The sequence below is a fragment of the Micromonospora sp. NPDC047753 genome (genome assembly GCF_040642735.1).
Classification (GTDB): domain Bacteria; phylum Actinomycetota; class Actinomycetes; order Mycobacteriales; family Micromonosporaceae; genus Micromonospora.
In genome coordinates this window covers 26,013-44,774 of sequence record NZ_JBEYSL010000004.1, presented here as the reverse complement: position 1 = coordinate 44,774, position 18,762 = coordinate 26,013, and the positions used below count along the sequence as shown (strand labels likewise).

14 protein-coding genes are annotated in these 18,762 nt (G+C 69.2%); 9 read left to right on the top strand and 5 right to left on the bottom strand.

Annotated features, from left to right (window positions below; all coding sequences use genetic code 11):
- A partial coding sequence (locus ABZ749_RS00860) for a discoidin domain-containing protein (RefSeq protein ID WP_357221305.1) occupies positions 1–2,056 on the bottom strand: 2,056 nt, incomplete at its 3' end.
- Positions 2,057–2,671: 615 nt separating this feature from the next.
- The gene (gene nhaA / locus ABZ749_RS00855; RefSeq protein WP_357221301.1) at positions 2,672–4,606 is read right to left on the bottom strand and encodes a Na+/H+ antiporter NhaA; all 1,935 of its coding nucleotides are present in this window, start codon (positions 4,604–4,606) and stop codon (positions 2,672–2,674) included.
- Between the two features lie 216 nt (positions 4,607–4,822).
- Here nhaA and ABZ749_RS00850 point away from each other — a divergent pair, with 216 nt between their 5' ends.
- Genes ABZ749_RS00850 through ABZ749_RS00835 form a run of 4 tightly spaced genes read left to right on the top strand, consistent with a single transcriptional unit; the run spans position 4,823 to position 6,992 of the window.
- Entirely contained in the window at positions 4,823–5,323 is a 501-nt protein-coding gene (locus tag ABZ749_RS00850) for a YbaB/EbfC family DNA-binding protein (protein WP_357221298.1), read from the top strand.
- Complete coding sequence (locus tag ABZ749_RS00845) at positions 5,310–5,630, top strand: type VII secretion target (RefSeq protein ID WP_357221296.1); 321 nt, start codon at positions 5,310–5,312, stop codon at positions 5,628–5,630. The genes ABZ749_RS00850 and ABZ749_RS00845 overlap by 14 nt, the downstream gene beginning before the upstream one ends.
- Positions 5,627–6,787: a WXG100 family type VII secretion target gene (locus ABZ749_RS00840; protein ID WP_357221293.1), complete on the top strand. Its 1,161-nt coding sequence runs from the start codon at positions 5,627–5,629 to the stop codon at positions 6,785–6,787. Before ABZ749_RS00845 ends, ABZ749_RS00840 begins: the two co-directional genes overlap by 4 nt.
- A 1-nt stretch (position 6,788) precedes the next feature.
- Positions 6,789–6,992 (top strand): DUF4926 domain-containing protein, encoded by a 204-nt coding sequence (locus ABZ749_RS00835; protein WP_357221291.1) that lies wholly within the window; start codon positions 6,789–6,791, stop codon positions 6,990–6,992.
- 422 nt (positions 6,993–7,414) lie between these two features.
- On the opposite strand, the gene ABZ749_RS00830 is transcribed toward ABZ749_RS00835, so the two are convergent.
- Positions 7,415–13,387: a DUF4011 domain-containing protein gene (locus ABZ749_RS00830; RefSeq protein WP_357221288.1), complete on the bottom strand. Its 5,973-nt coding sequence runs from the start codon at positions 13,385–13,387 to the stop codon at positions 7,415–7,417.
- A 114-nt stretch (positions 13,388–13,501) separates the two neighbouring features.
- Between ABZ749_RS00830 and ABZ749_RS00825 the strand changes: the two genes are divergently transcribed.
- On the top strand, positions 13,502–14,272 hold the full coding sequence (locus ABZ749_RS00825; RefSeq protein ID WP_357221285.1) for a class I SAM-dependent methyltransferase: 771 nt from the start codon (positions 13,502–13,504) through the stop codon (positions 14,270–14,272).
- A gap of 39 nt (positions 14,273–14,311) precedes the next feature.
- On the opposite strand, the gene ABZ749_RS00820 is transcribed toward ABZ749_RS00825, so the two are convergent.
- Positions 14,312–14,569 (bottom strand): hypothetical protein, encoded by a 258-nt coding sequence (locus ABZ749_RS00820; RefSeq protein ID WP_357221282.1) that lies wholly within the window; start codon positions 14,567–14,569, stop codon positions 14,312–14,314.
- On the bottom strand, positions 14,566–14,868 hold the full coding sequence (locus ABZ749_RS00815; RefSeq protein WP_357221279.1) for a DivIVA domain-containing protein: 303 nt from the start codon (positions 14,866–14,868) through the stop codon (positions 14,566–14,568). The genes ABZ749_RS00820 and ABZ749_RS00815 overlap by 4 nt, the downstream gene beginning before the upstream one ends.
- Positions 14,869–15,049: 181 nt before the next feature.
- Here ABZ749_RS00815 and ABZ749_RS00810 point away from each other — a divergent pair, with 181 nt between their 5' ends.
- The 4 genes from ABZ749_RS00810 (at position 15,050) to ABZ749_RS00795 (ending at position 18,614) form a co-directional block, all read left to right on the top strand.
- Positions 15,050–15,988, top strand: coding sequence for a helix-turn-helix transcriptional regulator (locus ABZ749_RS00810; RefSeq protein WP_357221276.1), 939 nt, complete (start codon positions 15,050–15,052; stop codon positions 15,986–15,988).
- Positions 15,981–16,187 carry a DUF397 domain-containing protein gene (locus tag ABZ749_RS00805; RefSeq protein WP_357221273.1) on the top strand — a complete coding sequence of 69 codons (207 nt, stop codon included), beginning with the start codon at positions 15,981–15,983 and terminating at the stop codon, positions 16,185–16,187. Before ABZ749_RS00810 ends, ABZ749_RS00805 begins: the two co-directional genes overlap by 8 nt.
- Positions 16,188–16,230: 43 nt before the next feature.
- Positions 16,231–16,566: a nucleotide pyrophosphohydrolase gene (locus ABZ749_RS00800; RefSeq protein WP_357221270.1), complete on the top strand. Its 336-nt coding sequence runs from the start codon at positions 16,231–16,233 to the stop codon at positions 16,564–16,566.
- A 140-nt stretch (positions 16,567–16,706) separates the two neighbouring features.
- A complete protein-coding gene (locus ABZ749_RS00795) occupies positions 16,707–18,614 on the top strand; it encodes a DUF2075 domain-containing protein (protein WP_357221267.1) in 1,908 nt (635 codons plus the stop codon).
- Positions 18,615–18,762: the final 148 nt, after the last annotated feature.

The following is an 18,762-nucleotide window of genomic DNA, read 5'->3' as shown; positions in this document are numbered from 1 at the left end:
CCTGCTCCCACACGATGGTGACCCGGTCGAAGTCGACCGCCGCGCCGAGGTCGACCTGGATCCACTGGTCGTCCTCGGCCTGCGAGGCCCAGCGGGTCGCCGCGTCGCCGTCGACGGCCTTGCCGGGACCGTTGCCGTCGTTCTCCGAGGACGACGCGGTGGCGTCGCGGCGCAGGGCGAGATCCGGGCCGGTGCCGTCGGCCACCGACAGCGAGAACATCGAGATGCCCCAGCCGGTGGCGCGCTGGCCGGCCTGGATACGCACGTGCCGAGCGTGCTGCCGGTCGAACGTGACCGTCTGGGTCGCCGCGCCGTCGACGAACTCCAGGGCGGGCTTGCCGGGCGGCGAGATGACGATCGGCTGGTGCCAGTCGTAGGCGAACTCGCGGACACCGAAGCGGAGCGCACGCCGGTCGCTGACCGAGCGCTTTACGGTGGCGGTGAGCGTGAGGTCGTACAGGTGGGGGTCGCCGTAGCCGTTGGGCCACCAGAGTCGGGGGTTGCGCAGCCGCAGCGCGCGGAAGCGCTCCGGCGCGAAGGTGACTGTGGTGCTCCCGCCGGCGGGGACGGTCACCGTGGACTCGACGCGTACCTTGTCGAACTCGGCGCGGACGGTGACGGTGGTGGCGCTGGTCGCCGCGTTGCGGACCGGCACCCGGATGGTGACCTCGGCGGTGTCGGTCTTCGGCAGGTCCGGCAGCGTGGTCTGCACGTGTGGGTCACCGATGAGCACCGCGCCGGTGCTGCGCAGGCGGACGTGGTCCCAGAGGCCGGTGACCCGGTCGCGCACGGCCGGCATCCAGTCCCACCCGGACACCGCCAGGTAGGTCGGCGCGTCAAGGTAGTGGTGGGCCGACTGGAGGAAGGTACGACCGTCGGGGCCCTTGTCGCCGGGGGTGCCCGGGTGCGGCATCGGGGTGACCCGGACGGCGAGGACGTGCTCGCCGCGGTGACCGGCCAACGCGTCGGTGATGTCGAAGGCGGCCCGCGCGAACGGGTGCTTGACGCTGCCGACCTGCACGCCGTTGACCCAGGCGGTCGCCTCGTGGTTGATCCCGTCGAACTCCAGCCAGATCCGTCGGCCGGCCGAGGTGTCGAGGTCGCGCGGCAGCCGCAGCGCGCGCCGGTACCACCACGTGTGCCGGGACAGCGCCTCCGGGATGCGCATGTTGTTGAAGCCGGACACCGGGTCGGGCAGGTGGCCCTGCTCGACCAGCGTGCCCAGCACGGTGCCGGGCACCGTCGCCGGCAGCCAGGACCGGACGTCGACGCCGACGCGGGAGAGCTCGGCGCCGTCGGCGGTGCCGGCGAAGTCGTCCATCGTCAACGACCAGCCCGACTCCAACGGCACCGTGCCGTCGGCGGCGACGGTCAGTTCGGGTGCCGGGCCGGTGTTGCCGCCCTCCCAACTGGTCCAGCCCTCGGCCTTCGGCCGGCCGGCCAGCGGGACGCCGTAGACCTGGAAGCCGTTGAGGCCGACCGGGTTGCTGTTCGAGCGCTTCGTGGCGGTCATCCGGATCCACCTGGCGGTGACCGGCTCGGGCAGCTTGATGGTCTGCGCGCCGCCCCGGCCCTCGCTAGTCTCGTACACCGACCGCCAGGCACGGCCGTCGGTGGAGACCTCGATCCGGTACGCGGTCGCCGCGCTGGAGAGGATCTCGTCACCGTCGGTGTCGGTGTAGTTGCCGTCGAACGGCCCGTCGTCGAGCGTGGCCTCGAAGACCAGGGCGACCGCCTCGATCCGGCACAGCGCCTGGAGGTCCACCGAGATCCACTGTGGATCGCCGTTGGCGGCGCGCCATCCACTCCCCCGGACGCCGACCTGCGGCAGGCCGTCCACCGCGAAGGTGGCCGGCGTCGGCGCGTAGTCGGTCGAGGAGACCGCCACCGGGCGGTACCGGGCCAGGTCGGTGGCAGCGGGGGTGGCGGTCGGCGGCGGCACGGCGGCGGCGGACGCGGGGGCGTTCGGGAGTGCCGCGGTCACCCCGACCGACGCCAGCAGCGTCGCGCCGGCGGAGAGGAAGGTACGCCGGGAAATCGGCGATGGCTCGGACATCTTGCCTCCAGACATGACAACGTTGTCAGGTAGCGGGGGGTCTGTGACAACGTTGTCAGATGGTGGCCCGATGTTTCCCCGGAGTCAAGGGTTCGAGTCGATCGTGATTCCCCGAACACGTTCCGCAGCCGTTCCACTTCGGACATCGACAGGTGGCCGCTGACCCTCCTGGTGATCAGAATCGGCCAGGCGGTCGCCATCATCCTGACGACCCGGAACGGCGTCGCGTCCGGTCTCGTCAACGTCGCCCCACAACTCGGTACGGGAGGTGCGGGCTATCGGTGCTGCCTTTGGAGCTGATGCCGTAAACGATTCAGATCCTGTGTCCCCACGGTGATGTCGCAAACGATCAGACCCCTGGGTGCCACGGTGATGCCACAAACGATTCAGCTCGAAAGGCGCCGACCAACCCCTCCCCACCCCGCGACGCTCCCCGCAGGGCGGGGGCGGATCGGAGTTCACGGCGGCAGATCCCATTGATGCGGCGACGCCGCGACTCCCGGAAGGTCAGCGAGGCGTCACCCGTACCCGGGATCGTTGCGGCACCGCCGACGGCCGGGAGGTGACCACGGCACCCGTCGACCACCTGGCCCGGGACGACCGCGCGCCCGACGGTCAGCTCGCCGGGCCGGTCTCCCGGCGGTCGGGGTCCCGAGGGTGGTACTCGGGGCGGAGCTTCGCGCTCGCGAACGCCGACTTCACCGCCGCCGAGAGCGCGGCCATGTCGTACGCGCCGTGGTGCCGCCGGCCGTTGATGAAGAAGGTCGGGGTGCCGGTGACACCGCTGAGATCGGCCGAGTCGACGTCCTCGGCGATCCGGTCCACGCCCATCCGCTTCACCATGTGCTCCCGGAACCCGTCCAGGTCCAGACCGAGCTGTTCGGCGTAACCGAGCACCTCCACAGGATCGAGAGCGTCCTGGTGGGCGAGCAGCAGATCGTGCATCTCCCAGAACGCGCCCTGCTCCCCCGCCGCCTCGGCGGCCTCGGCGGCGAGTTGGGCATGCGGGTGGACGTCGGTGAGCGGCAGGTGCCGCCAGACGTACCGGACGTTGGCGAAGTCCGCCAACAGTTCCCGGACCACCGGCTCGGCCTGCCCGCAGTAGGGGCACTCGAAGTCGCCGTACTCCACCACCGTCACCGGCGCGTCGAGCGCCCCCCGCATGTGGTCACGGTCCTCATCGACCGGCAGCATCAGGTCGATGATCCCCTCGGCGACGCCCAGCAGCGCGCGGGTCCGCCGCGCCGGCGAGAGTCGTCCGACGGACCGGAACACCAGCCAGGTGACGACTGACGCGCCGAGCGTCGCCACGAGGATGCCGAACTTCGCCTCGTCCAGGGCCGGGCCGCTCAGGGCGTGGGTGGCGATCAGGAGGGCGACGGTGAACCCGATGCCGGAGATCGTGCCGACCCCCGCGACCGCGACCCACCCGACGGGTGGCCGGAACCGGTTGCCGCTGAGCCGGGTCACCAACCACGCGGTGGTCACGATCCCGGCCGGCTTGCCGACGACGTACGCGACCACGACCCCCAGCGTGACAGGGGAGGTCACCGCCCTGGCCAGCAGGTCGCCGTCGATCACGATGCCGGCGTTGGCGAGCGCGAACAGTGGCACCACCAGGTAGCTCGCCAACGGGTGGTAGAGCGTCTGCAACCGCTCGTTTGGCGACAGCGCCGAGATGAGCCCGGCCCGGGCCACCCGGGCCAGTTGCGGGGTGGGCTGTTCCCGAAAGAGGCGGAACTGGTCGCTGGCCCGCTGCAGGTCGCCGCGGCCGGGATCGTAGGCGTAGGTCAGCAGCCCCATCACCAGGCCCACAGCGACCGGGTCGACACCGGACATCGAGACGGCGAGCCAGGCCGCCACCCCGAGCAGCGCGTAGACCGGCCCGAACCGCACCCCGCAGCCCCGGACGAGCAGCACCACGCCGAAGATCGCCGCCGCGACGATGAGCGCCGTCAGCGAGGGGTGATGCGGGTACGCGATGGCCAGCACCGCGATCGCCACCACATCGTCGACGACGGCGACGGTCAGCAGGAAACCCCGCAGCCGTTCCGAGAAGCGTGGCCCGAAGACGGCCAGGGCGCCGAGCGCGAGCGCCGTGTCGGTGGCCATCACCGCACCCCAGCCCGCCGCGGTGGTGTGCCCGGCGTTGATGGCGAGGTAGATGGCGATCGGCACGAGCATGCCGCCGACCCCGGCCAGAATCGGCAACGCCAGGCGACGCCGTTCCCGCAGCTCACCGATGTCGAACTCGCGGCGCAGCTCCAACCCCGCGACCAGGAAGAAGAACGTCATCAGGCCGCTGTTGATCCAGGTGCGCATGTCATGCGCCACCTGCCAGTCGCCGAGCCGGACCGAGAAGGGGGTGTTCCAGACCGACTCGTACGACGATGCGCTGAGATTCGCCCAGGCGAGAGCCGCCACTGCGGCGATCAACACCACCCGCGCGCCGCCGGTCTCGGTACGCAGGAACGAGCGCAGCGGCGCGTCGAACCGCCGGTCCCAGATCGTTCGGGCGGACCACCCCCGCTGCGTGTTGTCGCTCGTCACGGAAACAATCTTCGTCGCCCTGACCGTCACGTGGTCCGGATTGCCACTCCTCCTCCGCGAACACGACAGCCCGGCGGCACCCCCTGCTGCGTCGATCTTGCAGTTTCGGTCGTCGAGATGTGGACTTCTGCACCATTTGTCGCGACAGAAACTGCAAGATCGCGCCCCGGCTCGGTCGATCATGGAGTTGTGGTGCGCTCGCCTAGCGTGACGTCCTTGGCGTTCGATCCGGTGGGCATGCACGCAGCGCCACTGGTTGGTAGCGTGCCGGTGATGTCGCCGGTTGTCGCCGGCAGCGGTCCCCTGGGGAGGGTCGACGTGTGGGCGGATGACGCTGCGCTCGACGCGGCGGAGCGCCGGCTCGACGAGTGGGAGACGTCGCTCGCCGAGCGGGCGGCACGGGCCAAGACGATGTCGGCGACGATGCGGGATCTGACCGGCACCGCCCACAACACCGACCGGACTGTCGACGTCACAGTTGACTCAGTCGGCCTGCTGATCGACCTACGGCTCGACGAACGCGTCCGGCAACACCCCGCGGCGCACACCGCTCGGCAGATCCTGGACACCACCGCTGCCGCCCGCGCCGACCTGCTTCGACAGGTCAGCGACGCAGCCACGGAGTCATTTGGCGACGACGCGAGCGCCCAGGCCATCATCGACTCGTACCGTAGCCGGCTCCTCCCCGACCAGGGATCGAACGATGCCCGCCGGTGACGGCATCCAGGTCGACCCGGACGACCTGACCGCCCACGCGGCCCGCCTCGACCGCTGCGCCAGCAGCCTCGACACCGCCCAGCAGGCAGGCCAGCACGTCCGATTGGGCGCCGACGCCTACGGGCAGCTCTGCGCGATGATGCCGGTGCTGCTCGACGGCCTCCAACGCACCCTGCTCGACAGCATCGGCGCCGCCGCCGCATCGGTACGGGACACCGCCGGCAAGCTGCGCGTCGGAGCCGACCGCTACCGAAGCTCCGACGCCCACGCCAAGCAGCTACTCGACGGGGTGCGGCGACACAGGTGACGTCGAACCCGCTCGTCGCCGCCGCTGCGGACACCCCACCCAGCGCCTGGGCGGGCGTGTGGATCTGCGAGGACATCGAACTCATCGCCCAGGGCGTCCGCACCGGCAGTTGGATCGACGGCAGCCTCGGCGTCGTGAGCGCCGGCCTGGACGCCCTCGCCCTCGTCTCCGACCCGGTCGGCGCTCTGCTCCAGTACGGGGTCGCCTGGCTCATCGAACACGTCAAGCCACTCAGCGAGGCACTGGACTGGCTCGCCGGCGACCCGGCGCAGATCACCGCACACGCGCAGACCTGGCGCAACGTCGCCGGGTCACTCCGCGACGACGCCGCCGAACTGGCACGCGCCGTACGCACCGACGTCGCCGGCTGGGGCGGCAGCGCCGGCCCCGCCTACCGGGCCTGGACCGCCGAACAGCAACAGGCCATCACCGGCCTCGCCCAGGGCGCCGACACCATGGCCGCGATCACCGAAGGCGCCGCCGGCCTGGTGGCCGCCGTCCGACTCCTCGTCCGCGACGCCATCGCCGCCTGCGTGTCCCGCATCATCGTGTACGCGGGCGAACTCCTCATCACCGGCGGACTGGCCGCGCCACTGGTCGTGGAGCAGGTCACGACCTTGGTGGCGTCGTGGGGTGCGCGGATAGCGCGGTTGTTGCGCGGGTTGCTGGCCAGCCTGCGACGGCTGATTCCGGAGATGCGCCGGCTCGGCGACCTCATCGAAAAACTCAAGCAGTCACTGGGGCGACTCACGAAACAGCCGCCGGAACCGCAGAGACCCGACGGACCGGAGCCGACAAAGATTCCGGGTGATCCCACCGGACCAGACTTCACCATGGCCGAGATCGACTCGCGGAAGATCGCCGCCTACGCCATGAACCCGGACCACCCTGTCGGGGGGCACAAGTATCGCGTCATCAACTCCGCCACCGGCCTCGGCCCGGATGACGCCGACGCGGTCTTGCAGCAGATCCGCGAAGGCGTACTCGCCGGCAAACCTCTGCTCGGCAAGACCGACGAATTCGGCCAGCGGTGGAACGTGGACCTACCTCTCACCGGGCCGGATGGCACGATCATCGTGCGCACAGCCTGGATATTGAAGAATGAGGCATCTGCACCCCGGATGGTGACGATCTCGTTCCCGCCCAAGGGAGGATGACATGCTAGAGCTGTACGACGTGGTTGAGCTCCGAGAAGCCATACCCGGAGAAGACCTGCCCGCGGGGGCAGTGGGAGCTATCATCGATGTCTTCGACGGCCCCCCGCCTATGTACGAAGTCGAGTTCACCGACACCGATGGCCGCACCGTCGCCATGGTCACGCTCCGGGCCGACCAGGTGTCGCGGCGCGATGGCCACCTTTGACGAGTGGCAGACGGCGTACGAAGTCGTCTACCGTGCGCTGCCGGCGGCGTCAGGTCTTGCCTGCCCGAACTGCGGGCGGCGGACCCTACGGATCGTCTTCACAGCACGGCCCGCAGCCAATGCCGGGTACGTCTCGTTCTGGTGCGACACCTGCATGGAAGGGATCCACGTGTGTCGGGCGCCTATTCCGGACGGAGTCGACGTCCGACCAATGGACAAGCCGCCTGAGGAACGCAACCCTCGCGTTCCTAACTACCGCCTCGTGACGTGACGACGGATTGAGGGCGGGGAGCCAGCGATTCCCGGCCGGGGCTGACTAAGGACGCCGACACTCGAAGGAGATCGGCAGAAGGTCAACGGCATCCGCCACGACCAACCCGGTACTCACCGCGGTCCTGTTGCCGATCCGAGGCAGGATGTCGTCAGCCGCTGGTGAGGCGGCCCTCCTGGTCGTACCGGAGACGACCGCTGGTCAGGGCGACGTGCAGCCCGTACCGGAGCAGTTTGTCGATCTTTTCGGTTCGTCGGCGGTAGCCGAGCCGCTCCAGGCCGGCGCGCAACAGCCGCTCCTCGTCCATGCTCGCTACGCCCTGCAGCGCGTGCACGAGGGCGTTGGCCACCTCCTCGGGTGGCACCTCCTCGAACGCGCGGTCGTTGCTCGCCTGCGTGACCCGGAACCCGCGGTAGGTCTGCGGGTCGACGCCGTCGGGCCAGGCGTACCGGCTCACGGTCGGGTGCGTGTAGAGGCGGCGGGAGTCGACGAGGGAAAGTACGGCAGTGCGACGGTCTTCCCGGGTCCGGAGGAAGCCGAACCGAGCGAGAGCGAGGCGTGCCAGCCGGTGCTGCTCGATGGGCCCTTCCGCCTCGATGATGTCGCGGAGCGCGTTCCGCATCAGATCACGTATCCGCTGGTCAGTGGCCAGGAGGTCGAGGTCGGCCTGGTCTCCGAGTGAGGTTGGGGCGTACGGGATGAAGGGGCTCGCCGTGATGGTGTCGGCGGCCGACGCCACCGTGACCGGCACGGCGGCGAGTGCGGAGTCGGGTGGTGCCGACGCACTCCGAAGGGGCTCTTCGTCCAGCGCGAGACGCGGCTGCGGCAACTCGGCGGCCGGTGCCGGGCGTGGCTGCTCCACGTCCGTTGCGGGGCGCGGCTGCGGCAACTCGACGCTCTCTGCGACCGCCGACAACTCGGATTCGGGTTCGGCGGTCGTGGGGGTCTCGGCTCGGGTGACCGCTTCGTCGACCCGGTCGAGCAGCGCCGACCGGTCGTGGATCCACGCCGGCAGCCAGAACCGCACGACCTCCGGCCAGCCCATGATCGAGCGGAGAAGCGCGGGTGCGGAGTCCCGGTCGGCCACGGTCGGGCGGGCGCTCCAGTCCGGGCCGTCGAGCATGACGGCCACCTGCCACCGTGGTGAGCCTGGTCTGCGTACGGCGATGTCGACTGTGAAGTCGGAGAGGCCGTGTGAGGTACGGACCTCGTGACCGCGGTCGCGCAGCGCCGCGGCCACCTCTTCGCGGATCCGGCTGCGCCGCTCGGTGCGGTCGGTGGCAAGGTCGCCCAGGCGCTCCGCGCCGGCGGCGGCCATCTCGCAGTACGCCCGCAGGTGCTGTGTGCCCAGCGCTGACGTACGGGACAGGTCGATGTCGGACGGGTCGAAGGACGAGTAGAGGGCGACCTGGCGGCGGGCGCGGGTGATGGCGACGTTGAGCCGCCGCTCGCCGCCGGCTTGGCTGAGCGGGCCGAAGTTCAGCGGGAGCTGACCTGTTTCCAGGTTGGTGGAGAAGGCCAGGGAGAACAGGACGACGTCCCGCTCGTCGCCCTGCACGTTCTCCAGGTTCTTCACGAAGATCGGCTCCGCGACCGCGCCGGAGAGGTGCTCGCGGATGATCGGGTCGGTGCTCTCCTCCAGCAGGTTGAGGATGAGGTCCCGCTGCTGGATGTTGAAGGTGACCACGCCGACGGACTGGGTGGCGGTCGCCGGGTCGTGCAACCGCCTGGTGATGTCCGCGAGGATCGCCCGTGCCTCGACCTCGTTGGTGCGGGAGCCGCCCCGGTCGTACCGGCCCTCGACGCGCCGCCAGCTGACGCCCGCCGAGCTGGCGGCACCGGGCGACGGGAGGCTGGAGAGCTTGTTGTCGTAGTAGTAGCGGTTGGAGAAGGCGATGAGGGACTCGTCGTGGCTGCGGTAGTGCCAGGACAACCATCGTTGCGGCAGTCCCGACTCGACGGCCTCGCTGAGGATGCTCTCCAGGTCCTCCGGCACCGGGCCGTTGCCCTCGTCGACGTCGTCCACGCTGTGGCTGGCCTGCATGATGCTGCTCGGCGGCATCTGCCGGGAGTCGCCGACGACCACCACGGCGCTGCCCCGGCCCATCGCGCCGATCGCTTCCGCGACGCGGATCTGTGAGGCCTCGTCGAAGATGACCAGGTCGAATCGTTGGCTCCCCGGCGCCAGGAAGTTCGCCGCGGACGCGGGGCTGACCAGCACGCACGGGGTCAACGCCAGCACGGCGTCCGGGTACTGCTCGAACAGTTCCCGGAAGGACCGCCCGCCCCGCTTACGGCGCAGCTCCGCCGCGAAGTCGGCGAAGCGGCCACGCCGGTCGGCCGGGCTGAAGGGGCGGCGCCGGACCAGCACCGACGGCAGCTGCGTCGGCAGCGCGGACCGCAGCTCACCGGCGGCTGCCTCGAACTGGCTGATCTCGTCGTCGTGCAGTTCCGGGTCGAAGTACTGCAGGCCGCCGGCCCGTACCCGCTCGGCGAGGGACGCCGTCGCGACCCCCCTCCGGTAGACCTCCTCGGCGAGATGCGCGGGCACCTCGGCGCGCAGCAGTTGGTCACGGTAGTCGGTGAGGCCGGCCGAGGCGAGCACGTCGGCGTGGGCCAGGACGGTCGCCCATCGGCGCAGTGGGAACAACTCCTCGCTCTGCAGCTCGTGCAGCCAGGCCGCGCCGTCGCGCTGCCAGGCGTCGATCCAGTGCGAACCGCCCGCCCACAGGGTCAGCTCCGGCCCGCCCGAGCGCAACACCCCACGCCAGGCCCGCCATCGCGAGGCACATCGGTCGAGCATTGCCGCGTCGGCATCGGTGAACCCGCTCTGGAACAGCTCCCAGGCCTGCGGGTGCTGGCTCAGCAGCGTCCGGCCAACCCGGGTCGCCTCGACCGCTTCCGTCAGCCGCTCCTGCGCGTTCGGGTCCGTGGGCAACCACTGCGACAGCCGCAGCCCACCGAGCCCCAGCAGGTGTTGGTGGAGCGCGGCGGCCTGCGCCCGGGCGGCGACCAACCGACCGGTGAGCACCTCCACCTGTTCCACGTCGAGCGTGGCACCGGCCACCAGATGCACCGCCAACCGGTCCGCGATGGCCTGGCGGCGCTTGCCCTTGCCGAACAACCGCTTCGCCGCCTCCTGGGCCTCACCGTGCCAGTCGGTCAGCTCCGGTCGGGCGAACACGTCCGGCCGGAAGGTGGCCAGCTCACCGGCGAAGCCCTGCTGGAAGGCCGCCAGGTTCGCCTGGAACCGGGCCACCGCCTCGTCCCACCGCCGGTCGCTGGCGTGCACTGTGGTCGCCCGGTCCGGCAGCAGTCCGCGTACGGCGAGCCAGGCGCCCGCCTGCAACTCGCTGACGGTCTCCGGGGCGGGCAGGGTCCGCAGCAACTCGACCAGACCGGGGTACGCGGCGAGGTCGGCGCGGAGGCGTTCCAGCTCACCGGCGATCTCGGTGACCGCCGCGCCGTGCAGCCCGTCGAGGGTGCGGCAGCCGCTGAGCGCCCACGGATGCGCGGCCCGGAGTCGGGCCGATCGTGCGGCGGCCGGGAACTCCCGCAGTGTCGTCTCGACCTGCGTGCGCGCCGGGGCGGGTGCGTGCAGGTAGGCCACCGGGATCGGGGCGACCGGGCCGTCGGAGTACGCCAAGGTCTGCTCGTAGGCCGACCAGAGTGACATCCCGACGGGGTTGGTGGTGTGCACCTGGGCCGGGTACTCGGTCAGTGGGGCGAGCCGCGTCCGGTAGGCCGTCTCGACTGCCGTCCAGGTGCCGTCGCCGCCCTGGTCGTACTGGTCGAGGGCGTCCCGCAGCTGCTGGCGGATCGCGTTGAGGGACTGCTTGCGCCCGTGCAGGTCCAGCGCGAACGGCCCGAGGCCGATCTGCTTGAGGCGGCGCTTGACCACCTCCAGGGCGGCCTGCTTCTCGGCGACGAACAGCACCGACCGGCCCGAGCTGACCGCGCGGGCGATCATGTTGGTGATGGTCTGGGACTTGCCGGTGCCCGGCGGGCCTTCCAGGACGAAGGAGTGTCCGCGCTCGGCGCGCACGATGGCCTGCATCTGCGACCCGTCGGCGGGGATCGGCAGGTGCAGGTCCGCCTCGTCGACCATGACCTCGGCGTCGTCGGGGCGGGCGGGGTCGTCGAACGTGGCGCCGGACGACTCGACCAGGTGCCGGACGACGGGGTTCTCCATGAACCGGGGCCAGTGGTCGGTGAGGTCACGCCACATCTGGAAGGTGGAGAACTGCAGCAGTCGAAGACTGGCGGTCTCGTCGATGCGGTAGTTGAGCCGGTTGTCGAGCAGCCCCGTGTTGATCGCCGCGAGGGTCTTGGCGATGTCGATGCCGTGCTCGTCGAGGACCGGCCGCTCCAGCTCCGGGATCCGCACACTGTGCTTCACCCGCAACCACTCGATCAGGCAGTAGTTCGGGCTGGCGACCTCGGCGCCGTCGATGACCATCGCGTACGGGCGACGGCCGCTGCCACCCTCGATGCGCACCGGTAGGAGGAACAGCGGCGCGTACGCCTCTCCCCCGGTCACCTTCGTGTGGACCAGGGTGCCGATGGTCAGGTAGAGGTAGTTGCTGCCGGTCTCCTGCTCCATCGTGCGCGCCTCACGCTGCAAGGCGCGCATCGCCGTCTTGTAGCGGGCGTCGGTGACCGCGCCGTAGACCCGCCGGTCGGTACGCAGCTCCCGGGTCAGGATCTCGGCGTCAAGGTCCTGCGCCCGACGTGACCCGGCCAGCTCGTGGACCTGGCTGATGTCGTCCTGCGGAATGACCTGCACCTGACGACCGTCGTGAATGAGGTCGTCGAGCAGGGCCAGCGCACCCGCCGGCACGTGCAGATCCAGCCCACGGCCACGTTTGGGCAGGTTGAGCAGCGGGTTACGCAGGCTCAGATCGAGCAGCGACTTCTTCCACTGCTGAACGCGCGCCGGTGACCCGTCCGACTGCTGCGGCGCCTCCTCGCCCTCGTCGGCGAACTGGCGCAGCTTCGCGGCGGCGACGCCGGGCGGAAGGTCCAGGGACGCTGTTGTCTCCGGCGTCGCCTCGGCGTCGACCGCGGCGGGCGTGATCAGTTCGTCGGGCGACGGAAGCGGCTGAATGCCGGAGCGATGGGCCAGGTGGACATCGACGACGCCCTGCATCCGATCACCATCACCGCGGAAGTGGCCGAGCCCGACGCCTACCGCCTCGGTGAAGGTCGCCGACTGCGCCCCCGGCCCGATGCGGGTCAGCTCGACCGGCACGGCCCGGCCGGAGTCGACCATCGAGATCAGCAGGTTGGTCTCGGTCACCGCGGCCGAGCCCAGCCGTTCCTCCTCCAGCAGGAAGCCGCCGAAGGCGTGCCCCGCGCTGATGAAGACGAGCGGGTGCAGCCCCGCCGCCTCCAGACACGCGGCGTACGTGACGGACAGGTCGAGGCAGTTGCCCAGTCGCCCGTCGAGGACGGCCGCTGTCGTCCGTACCTTCTGGCCGGTGTTCTCGAACGACGCCGGCAGGGTCTGGTAGGTGATCTCGAGTTGGCGCAACGCCTCGTACACCGCGCCGGCGATCAGCGCCGCCCGCTCCGAACCCTCCTGATAGCCCTGCAGCGAGCCGGAACCCGTCCGCGCGAGCAGGAGCTGGGCGGCTGCCCGCAGAACCGCCTCCACCGCCCGGGTGTTCGGCTGCACGAAAGCCGCCAGGCTGTCGTACAGGGCAGGGCTGTTGAACCACTCGTTGTGCGCCAAAACTCGTGACGGCGCGACCAGCCGCAGTGTCTCGTCCCCTGCCTGCACCCGGAGGATGTAGTCGACAGGGAACGCCTCGTCGGTGCGGTACAGCAGCACGCGGTCGGGCGTGAGGTCGCGGAAGTCGTCCCAACTCGTGCTGGCCCCGGGCCGCAACGGCGTGGCGAGGGTACGCGTCCACGGCTCGGTCAGCGCCCCGTCCGGACCGCGCAGTTCCAGCGTCAACGTGACCTCGGTCAGCGGCACCGCTCCCCGGTTCACGAGGGTGAGGTGACGGACCAGCGGCACCCGGTTGTGCACCAGGGCGGCGTTGATCGCCGGCTGCACGATCAGCCCAACTTCGAGCTGCTCGTCGTCGGCGGTGAACTGCGCGAAGACGCTGTCGGACATGGCGTTTCTCCAGGTGGGAAGACCGTGGGGGGCCAGCCTAGCGGTCAACCGACCGGTGGAAAGGGCCCCGGCGTTGAGTGCCTGCCGTAGGAGCGGCACCCATACTCTCCCTGGATGAGCGACAGCAATGACTACGTGAGGCTGCGAGAAACCTTCAACGAGGACGCTGAACGGTATGACCGTGCGCGGCCTCGGTACCCGGCACAGATGTTCGATGATCTCGCTGCGGCCGGAGTAGCGCCCGGTGCAAGGGTGTTGGAAATCGGCTGTGGCACTGGGCAGGCGACCGTGCCGCTGGCCCAACGGGGCTACCAGATCGTGGCCGTCGAATTGGGCGCAGACATGGCTGCTGTAGCTCGGCGAAACCTTGCCGGCTCCGACTCGGTGGAAGTCGTGACGGCAGCGTTCGAGGAGTGGCCCCTGCCTGCGGAACTGTTCGACGTGGTCTTCTCCGCGACGGCGTTTCACTGGATCGATCCGGCCGTGCGGGTGTCGAAGTCTGCTGACGCCTTGCGTCTCGGTGGTCTGCTGGCCACCGTGGGAACCCACCACATCGCTGGTGGCACCTGGACCGACGCGTTCTTCGTCGAGATTCAGAAGCTCTACGAGCGCTTCGATCCGTCGACCCCACCGGGCCTGCGTCTTGAGGGTGCTCAAGATATTCCGGAGGACGATCGGGAGCTGACCGCGTCGGAGCGGTTCGGGCCTGCGAGCTTCTACCGATACGAGTGGGAATTGCCGTACTCGACAGCGGATTACCTGGATCTGCTGTTGACCTACTCCGGCCACCGTACCTTGCCGGACGCGCAGCAGAGCGGATTGCTGACCTCCATCGCGCGGCTCATTGACGTCGACCACGGGGCCAGGTCGTCAAGCGCTACCTGACTGAGCTGAGGCTCGCCGAACGTGTCCGATGAATCGCTTCTATCGGTAGCGGCGTAAGCGACGGGTGCAGTCGCCGTCGTGGCCGTCCCGCAGGAGGCAGCGCCGGCCGCCTGGCATCCTCAGGTCGCAGAAGACCCGGTGCCGGAGAAACTGCCGGTCCTCTTCGGAGACAGTGGTCTCCCCCGGGTCCGTCGTCGGCAGCACCAGCATCCACCGGCCGATGACCCGCGCCAGACGTTGCGCGGCGGGCAGGTCGTTGGCGACGACGGGCAGGTGGATGACGTACCGCTGGCTCATCGGGCGTCGCCGCGCTCATTGCGGGCGCGGGCCTGATCGGTCTGCCAGCGACGCAGCCCGGCCTTGATCCGGGCGGTCTCGCGGCGGCTCTCGGCGAGAGCGGCGTAGACGGCGGCCATGTCGACGGCGACCCGGTCGAGGAAGGCGTACACGTCGTCGGGGTTCAGACCGCGACGTCCGAACCCGACCGGCGGGAAGCGGCGCTCACGGACCTGCCACGGCAACAGACTGGTGTACGCGGCGGAGCGGTAGGTCGCACCACCGCTCGCCGGCCCTGGCCGCTGGTGTCTGGCGTTCATGTCTGCCTGCCTTCCTGATGCGGAGGGGCGAGGGGTGTTCGGGGAAGCACGGCGGCCGTTCGGGGGGACCGGACGGCCGCCGTGCTGTGATCAGCCTGCGACAGTCCGGAGTGGAAACGCAACGTTCTAAACCGCAATTTCGCTGTTGTGCATTGACTTTCTTTGCTGAAACCCGTAGGAGTTGCAGGAGCAGGTCACGCAGTGTTGCGTGTTGGAGCCAGGGAGTGTGCGGATGCCCGAAGACATCGGATCGACAGTGCCGCGCCGGCAACTCGGCCGGCTGCTGCGACAGTTCCGCAACGAGGCCGGGGTGACGCTCGACGCCGCCGCCGAGGCCCTGGAGTACAGCCGGCAGAAGATCTGGCGCCTCGAATGCGGCCAGGGCTCGGTCCGGGTGCTCGACGTCAAGGCGATGTGCGAGCTGTACGGGGTGTCGCCCGAGATGACCGAGGCGATGCGCGGGCTGGCCGTGGAGACGAAGTCGAAGGGCTGGTGGCACGCGTACGGCGACGCGGTGCCGAGCTGGTTCGAGCTGTACGTCGGCCTGGAATCCGCCGCCGCCCACTTGCGCGAGTACGGCGAGAACCTCATCCCCGGGCTGCTACAGACCCGCGCCTACGCATTGGGTTTGTTCCGACCCACAAGCCGGCTGAGCATCGAGGAGCGCGAGCGGGCTGTCGAGGTGCGGCTGAAGCGTCAGAGTCTGCTCACTCGTCGGCTTCCACAGCCGCCGCACCTGGACGCCATCCTCTCCGAAGCGGTGCTGCGCCGTGTTGTGGCCGGCCCTACGGTGATGACTGGGCAGCTTGCTCGTCTGCTCAAAGCATCGGAGCTGCCGAACGTCTCGGTTCGCATTGCGCCACTCGCGGCAGGGCCACATCCCGGTGCGGTCGCAGGCTCCTTTGTTCTTCTGGACTTCCCGGCCACGAAGGGCGGCCGGGCCGTCCCGGAACCGTCGGTCGTCTACAGCGAGTCGCTGACCGGGGCGCTCTACCTCGACAAGCCGGACGAGATTCGGGCCTATGAAGACGTCTGGAAGGGTCTGGATGCCCTCGCACTCGATCAGGCAGACTCAAGAGACATGATCAAGCGAATCGCCGGGGAGATGCGGCATGACTGACCTGACCGGCGCCGTCTGGCGCAAAAGCACCCGCAGCGGCGACAACGGCGGCAACTGCGTCGAGGTCGCCACCAACGTCCCCGGCGTTGTCGCCGTACGCGATTCCAAGCATATTGACGGGCCAACTCTTTGCTTCGAGCACCGTGCCTGGCTCACGTTCATAGCCGCCGTGAACTCGGTCGACCTCTCCGACAAGTAAGAGCAGCGCAGGTTGCTAACTGAGATCTGGGATGCTCCCACCCATGGATGACCTGACGGGCCGCGTACGGGCGTTTGCCGAGGAGCGGGACTGGCAGCAGTTCCACACGCCAAAAAACCTGGCCATGGCTCTCGCCGGTGAGGTCGGCGAGCTGATCGCCGAATTCCAGTGGCTCACACCTGAGCAGGCCACAGCCGTCATGTCCGACCGAGAGGCCGGCGACCGGGTCAAGGCCGAGATCGGCGACGTGATGATCTATCTCACCCGGCTCGCTGATGTCCTCGGCATCGATTTGGCCGAAGCAGCATCGACCAAACTCGAGGAGGTGGCTCGTCGCTACCCGGTCGACCAGGCTCGCGGGTCGGCGGCCAAGCGATAGCCGGTGGCAGCGTCAACATGGCGCTGAGTTGATCTCTTCGCTACAGTCCATCACGTAGGAGCGCGTCACGACGGGCTTCCGGCGGCTGCCGGACACGCCCCCCATGCGCACGATCACTTCGTGCTGCCCGGGGGCAAGTGTTGTCAGCGTTCCGTACGTCCGCCAACGGTCTGCTGCGTCTGGTTGCCAGCGGCACGCTCGCAGACCGGATCGTGGAGCAAATTGGCCGCAACGTGAGCCCGGCCGAACGCCGTGCCTGGTCGCGGAGCCTTGAGGTGCTGGGGCAGGATCTCGCCGACGCAGGGCTGGACCAAATCGAGATGCTTGTCGAGTACCAGCTACCGCTGACCAGCAAGCGGGTCGACGTGGTGCTAGCCGGTCTGCACCCGAGGACGTTTGACGACTCCTACGTGGTCGTAGAGCTGAAGCAGTGGTCCTACGCCGAGTCCTACGAGGGCTCTGACACGCTCGTGGCGATCGAGCACACGAGTGGCCCGCGGCTGCATCCCGGCGTCCAGGTCGAGCAGTACTGCGAGTACATGACAGACTTCCTCGGCGTCCTCGCCGGGCATCAGCACCCTGTGCGTGGGGTCGCGTACCTGCACAACGCGGTCGACCGCGACATCAGTGACCTGTTCGAGCGCCCGGCAACCGAGCAGAGCCGGATCTTCACGAAGCAGCGGCGTGGCCAGTTCCTCGACTACCTTCGCAGCCACCTAGCCCCGGCCTCAGGAGCAGGCGCCGCCGACCGTTTCCTGACCAGCTCTGTCCGGCCCAGCCGCCATCTACTCAGGTACGCCGCACAGGAACTGAAGGACCGTTCGCACTTCACGCTGCTGGACCAGCAGCGTGTGGCGTACGAGTTGGTGCTACACGCCGTCGAGCGGGCGCGATTGGCCGATCGTAAGTCTGTCGTGGTCGTTTCCGGTGGACCTGGCAGTGGCAAGAGCGTGATCGCGCTGTCGGTGCTCGGTGAGTTGGCGCGCCAGAACCGCTCCGTCATGCACGCGACGGGCTCGCGGTCGTTCACCCAGACGTTGCGTCGGTACGCCGGCAAGGGGTCGACCCGGCTGAAGAATCTCTTTGGTTACTTCAACAGCTTCATGTCCGCCGAACGCAACGGGCTAGACGTCCTGATCTGCGACGAGGCCCACCGCATCCGGGAGACCTCCGTCAACCGGTTCACGCCGAAAGCCAAGCGGGAGAAGTCTCGTCGCCAGATCGACGAACTTATCGCCGCGGCCCGGGTGCCGGTTTTCCTGCTCGACGAGCACCAGGTGGTCAAGCCGGGAGAGTTGGGCAATGTCGAGGTCATCTCGTCTCACGCGAGGCAGCTCAACCTGGAGATCGAGGTCGTCTCACTGCACAGCCAGTTCCGCTGCGGAGGCAGTGAGACGTACGAGCAATGGGTCGTGGAACTGCTCAATCTCGACGGGGGTGAGCCGTCGGTCTGGACCGGCGACGGCAGGGTCGACCTACGTCTCGCGGAGTCGCCAGAGGAGATGGAAGCGTTCCTCGCCAACAAGCAGGCGCCTGACGTGAACGCCAGAATGTCCGCCGGGTACTGCTGGCCGTGGAGCGATCCGCGTCCGGATGACAGTCTGGTGTCGGACGTGCAGGTCGGCGGGTGGTCGCGACCCTGGAACGTCAAGAGCGACCGCAGCGTCGGAGACGCACCAGGCAGCGCGTTCTGGGCCACTGACCCGAACGGTTTCGGCCAGGTGGGCTGCGTCTACACGGCACAGGGCTTCGAGTACGACTGGTCGGGCGTCATCGTCGGGCCAGACCTGGTCGCCCGGGACGGCCGGCTGGTGACGCGGCGCGAGGAGTCGAAGGATCCGGCGTTCCGCAGTCGCAAGTCGGTCAGCGACGCGGAAGCGGATCTGCTGATTCGTAACACCTACAAGGTCCTGCTGACCCGCGGGATGAAGGGCACGATCGCCTACTCGACTGATGCTGAGACGCGGGAGTACCTCGCCTCGATGGTCAAGGTGATCCGGCCGGTCGAGACGGTCTACGAGAGGGCCATCTCAGGCCACCTCGGCTGACGACGGGTTGAGCTCGGCGGCCGGCTACCGCTCGCCACCTGCTGCCAACTCGTCGCGGGACGTCTGGGCGAGCAGGTCAGCGCGACAGCTCCGGTGGCTTATGGTGAGAAACCGGACACCCGGTGGGCGGGCGTCCGGTCCGGGCCGT

Coding starts and splice junctions, on each gene's coding strand:
- ABZ749_RS00815 (WP_357221279.1), bottom strand. CDS start 14,868: ATGAACGCCAGACACCAGCGGCCAGGGCCGGCGAGCGGTGGTGCGACC.
- ABZ749_RS00820 (WP_357221282.1), bottom strand. CDS start 14,569: ATGAGCCAGCGGTACGTCATCCACCTGCCCGTCGTCGCCAACGACCTG.
- ABZ749_RS00825 (WP_357221285.1), top strand. CDS start 13,502: ATGAGCGACAGCAATGACTACGTGAGGCTGCGAGAAACCTTCAACGAG.
- ABZ749_RS00835 (WP_357221291.1), top strand. CDS start 6,789: ATGCTAGAGCTGTACGACGTGGTTGAGCTCCGAGAAGCCATACCCGGA.
- ABZ749_RS00805 (WP_357221273.1), top strand. CDS start 15,981: ATGACTGACCTGACCGGCGCCGTCTGGCGCAAAAGCACCCGCAGCGGC.
- ABZ749_RS00830 (WP_357221288.1), bottom strand. CDS start 13,387: ATGTCCGACAGCGTCTTCGCGCAGTTCACCGCCGACGACGAGCAGCTC.
- ABZ749_RS00845 (WP_357221296.1), top strand. CDS start 5,310: ATGCCCGCCGGTGACGGCATCCAGGTCGACCCGGACGACCTGACCGCC.
- ABZ749_RS00800 (WP_357221270.1), top strand. CDS start 16,231: ATGGATGACCTGACGGGCCGCGTACGGGCGTTTGCCGAGGAGCGGGAC.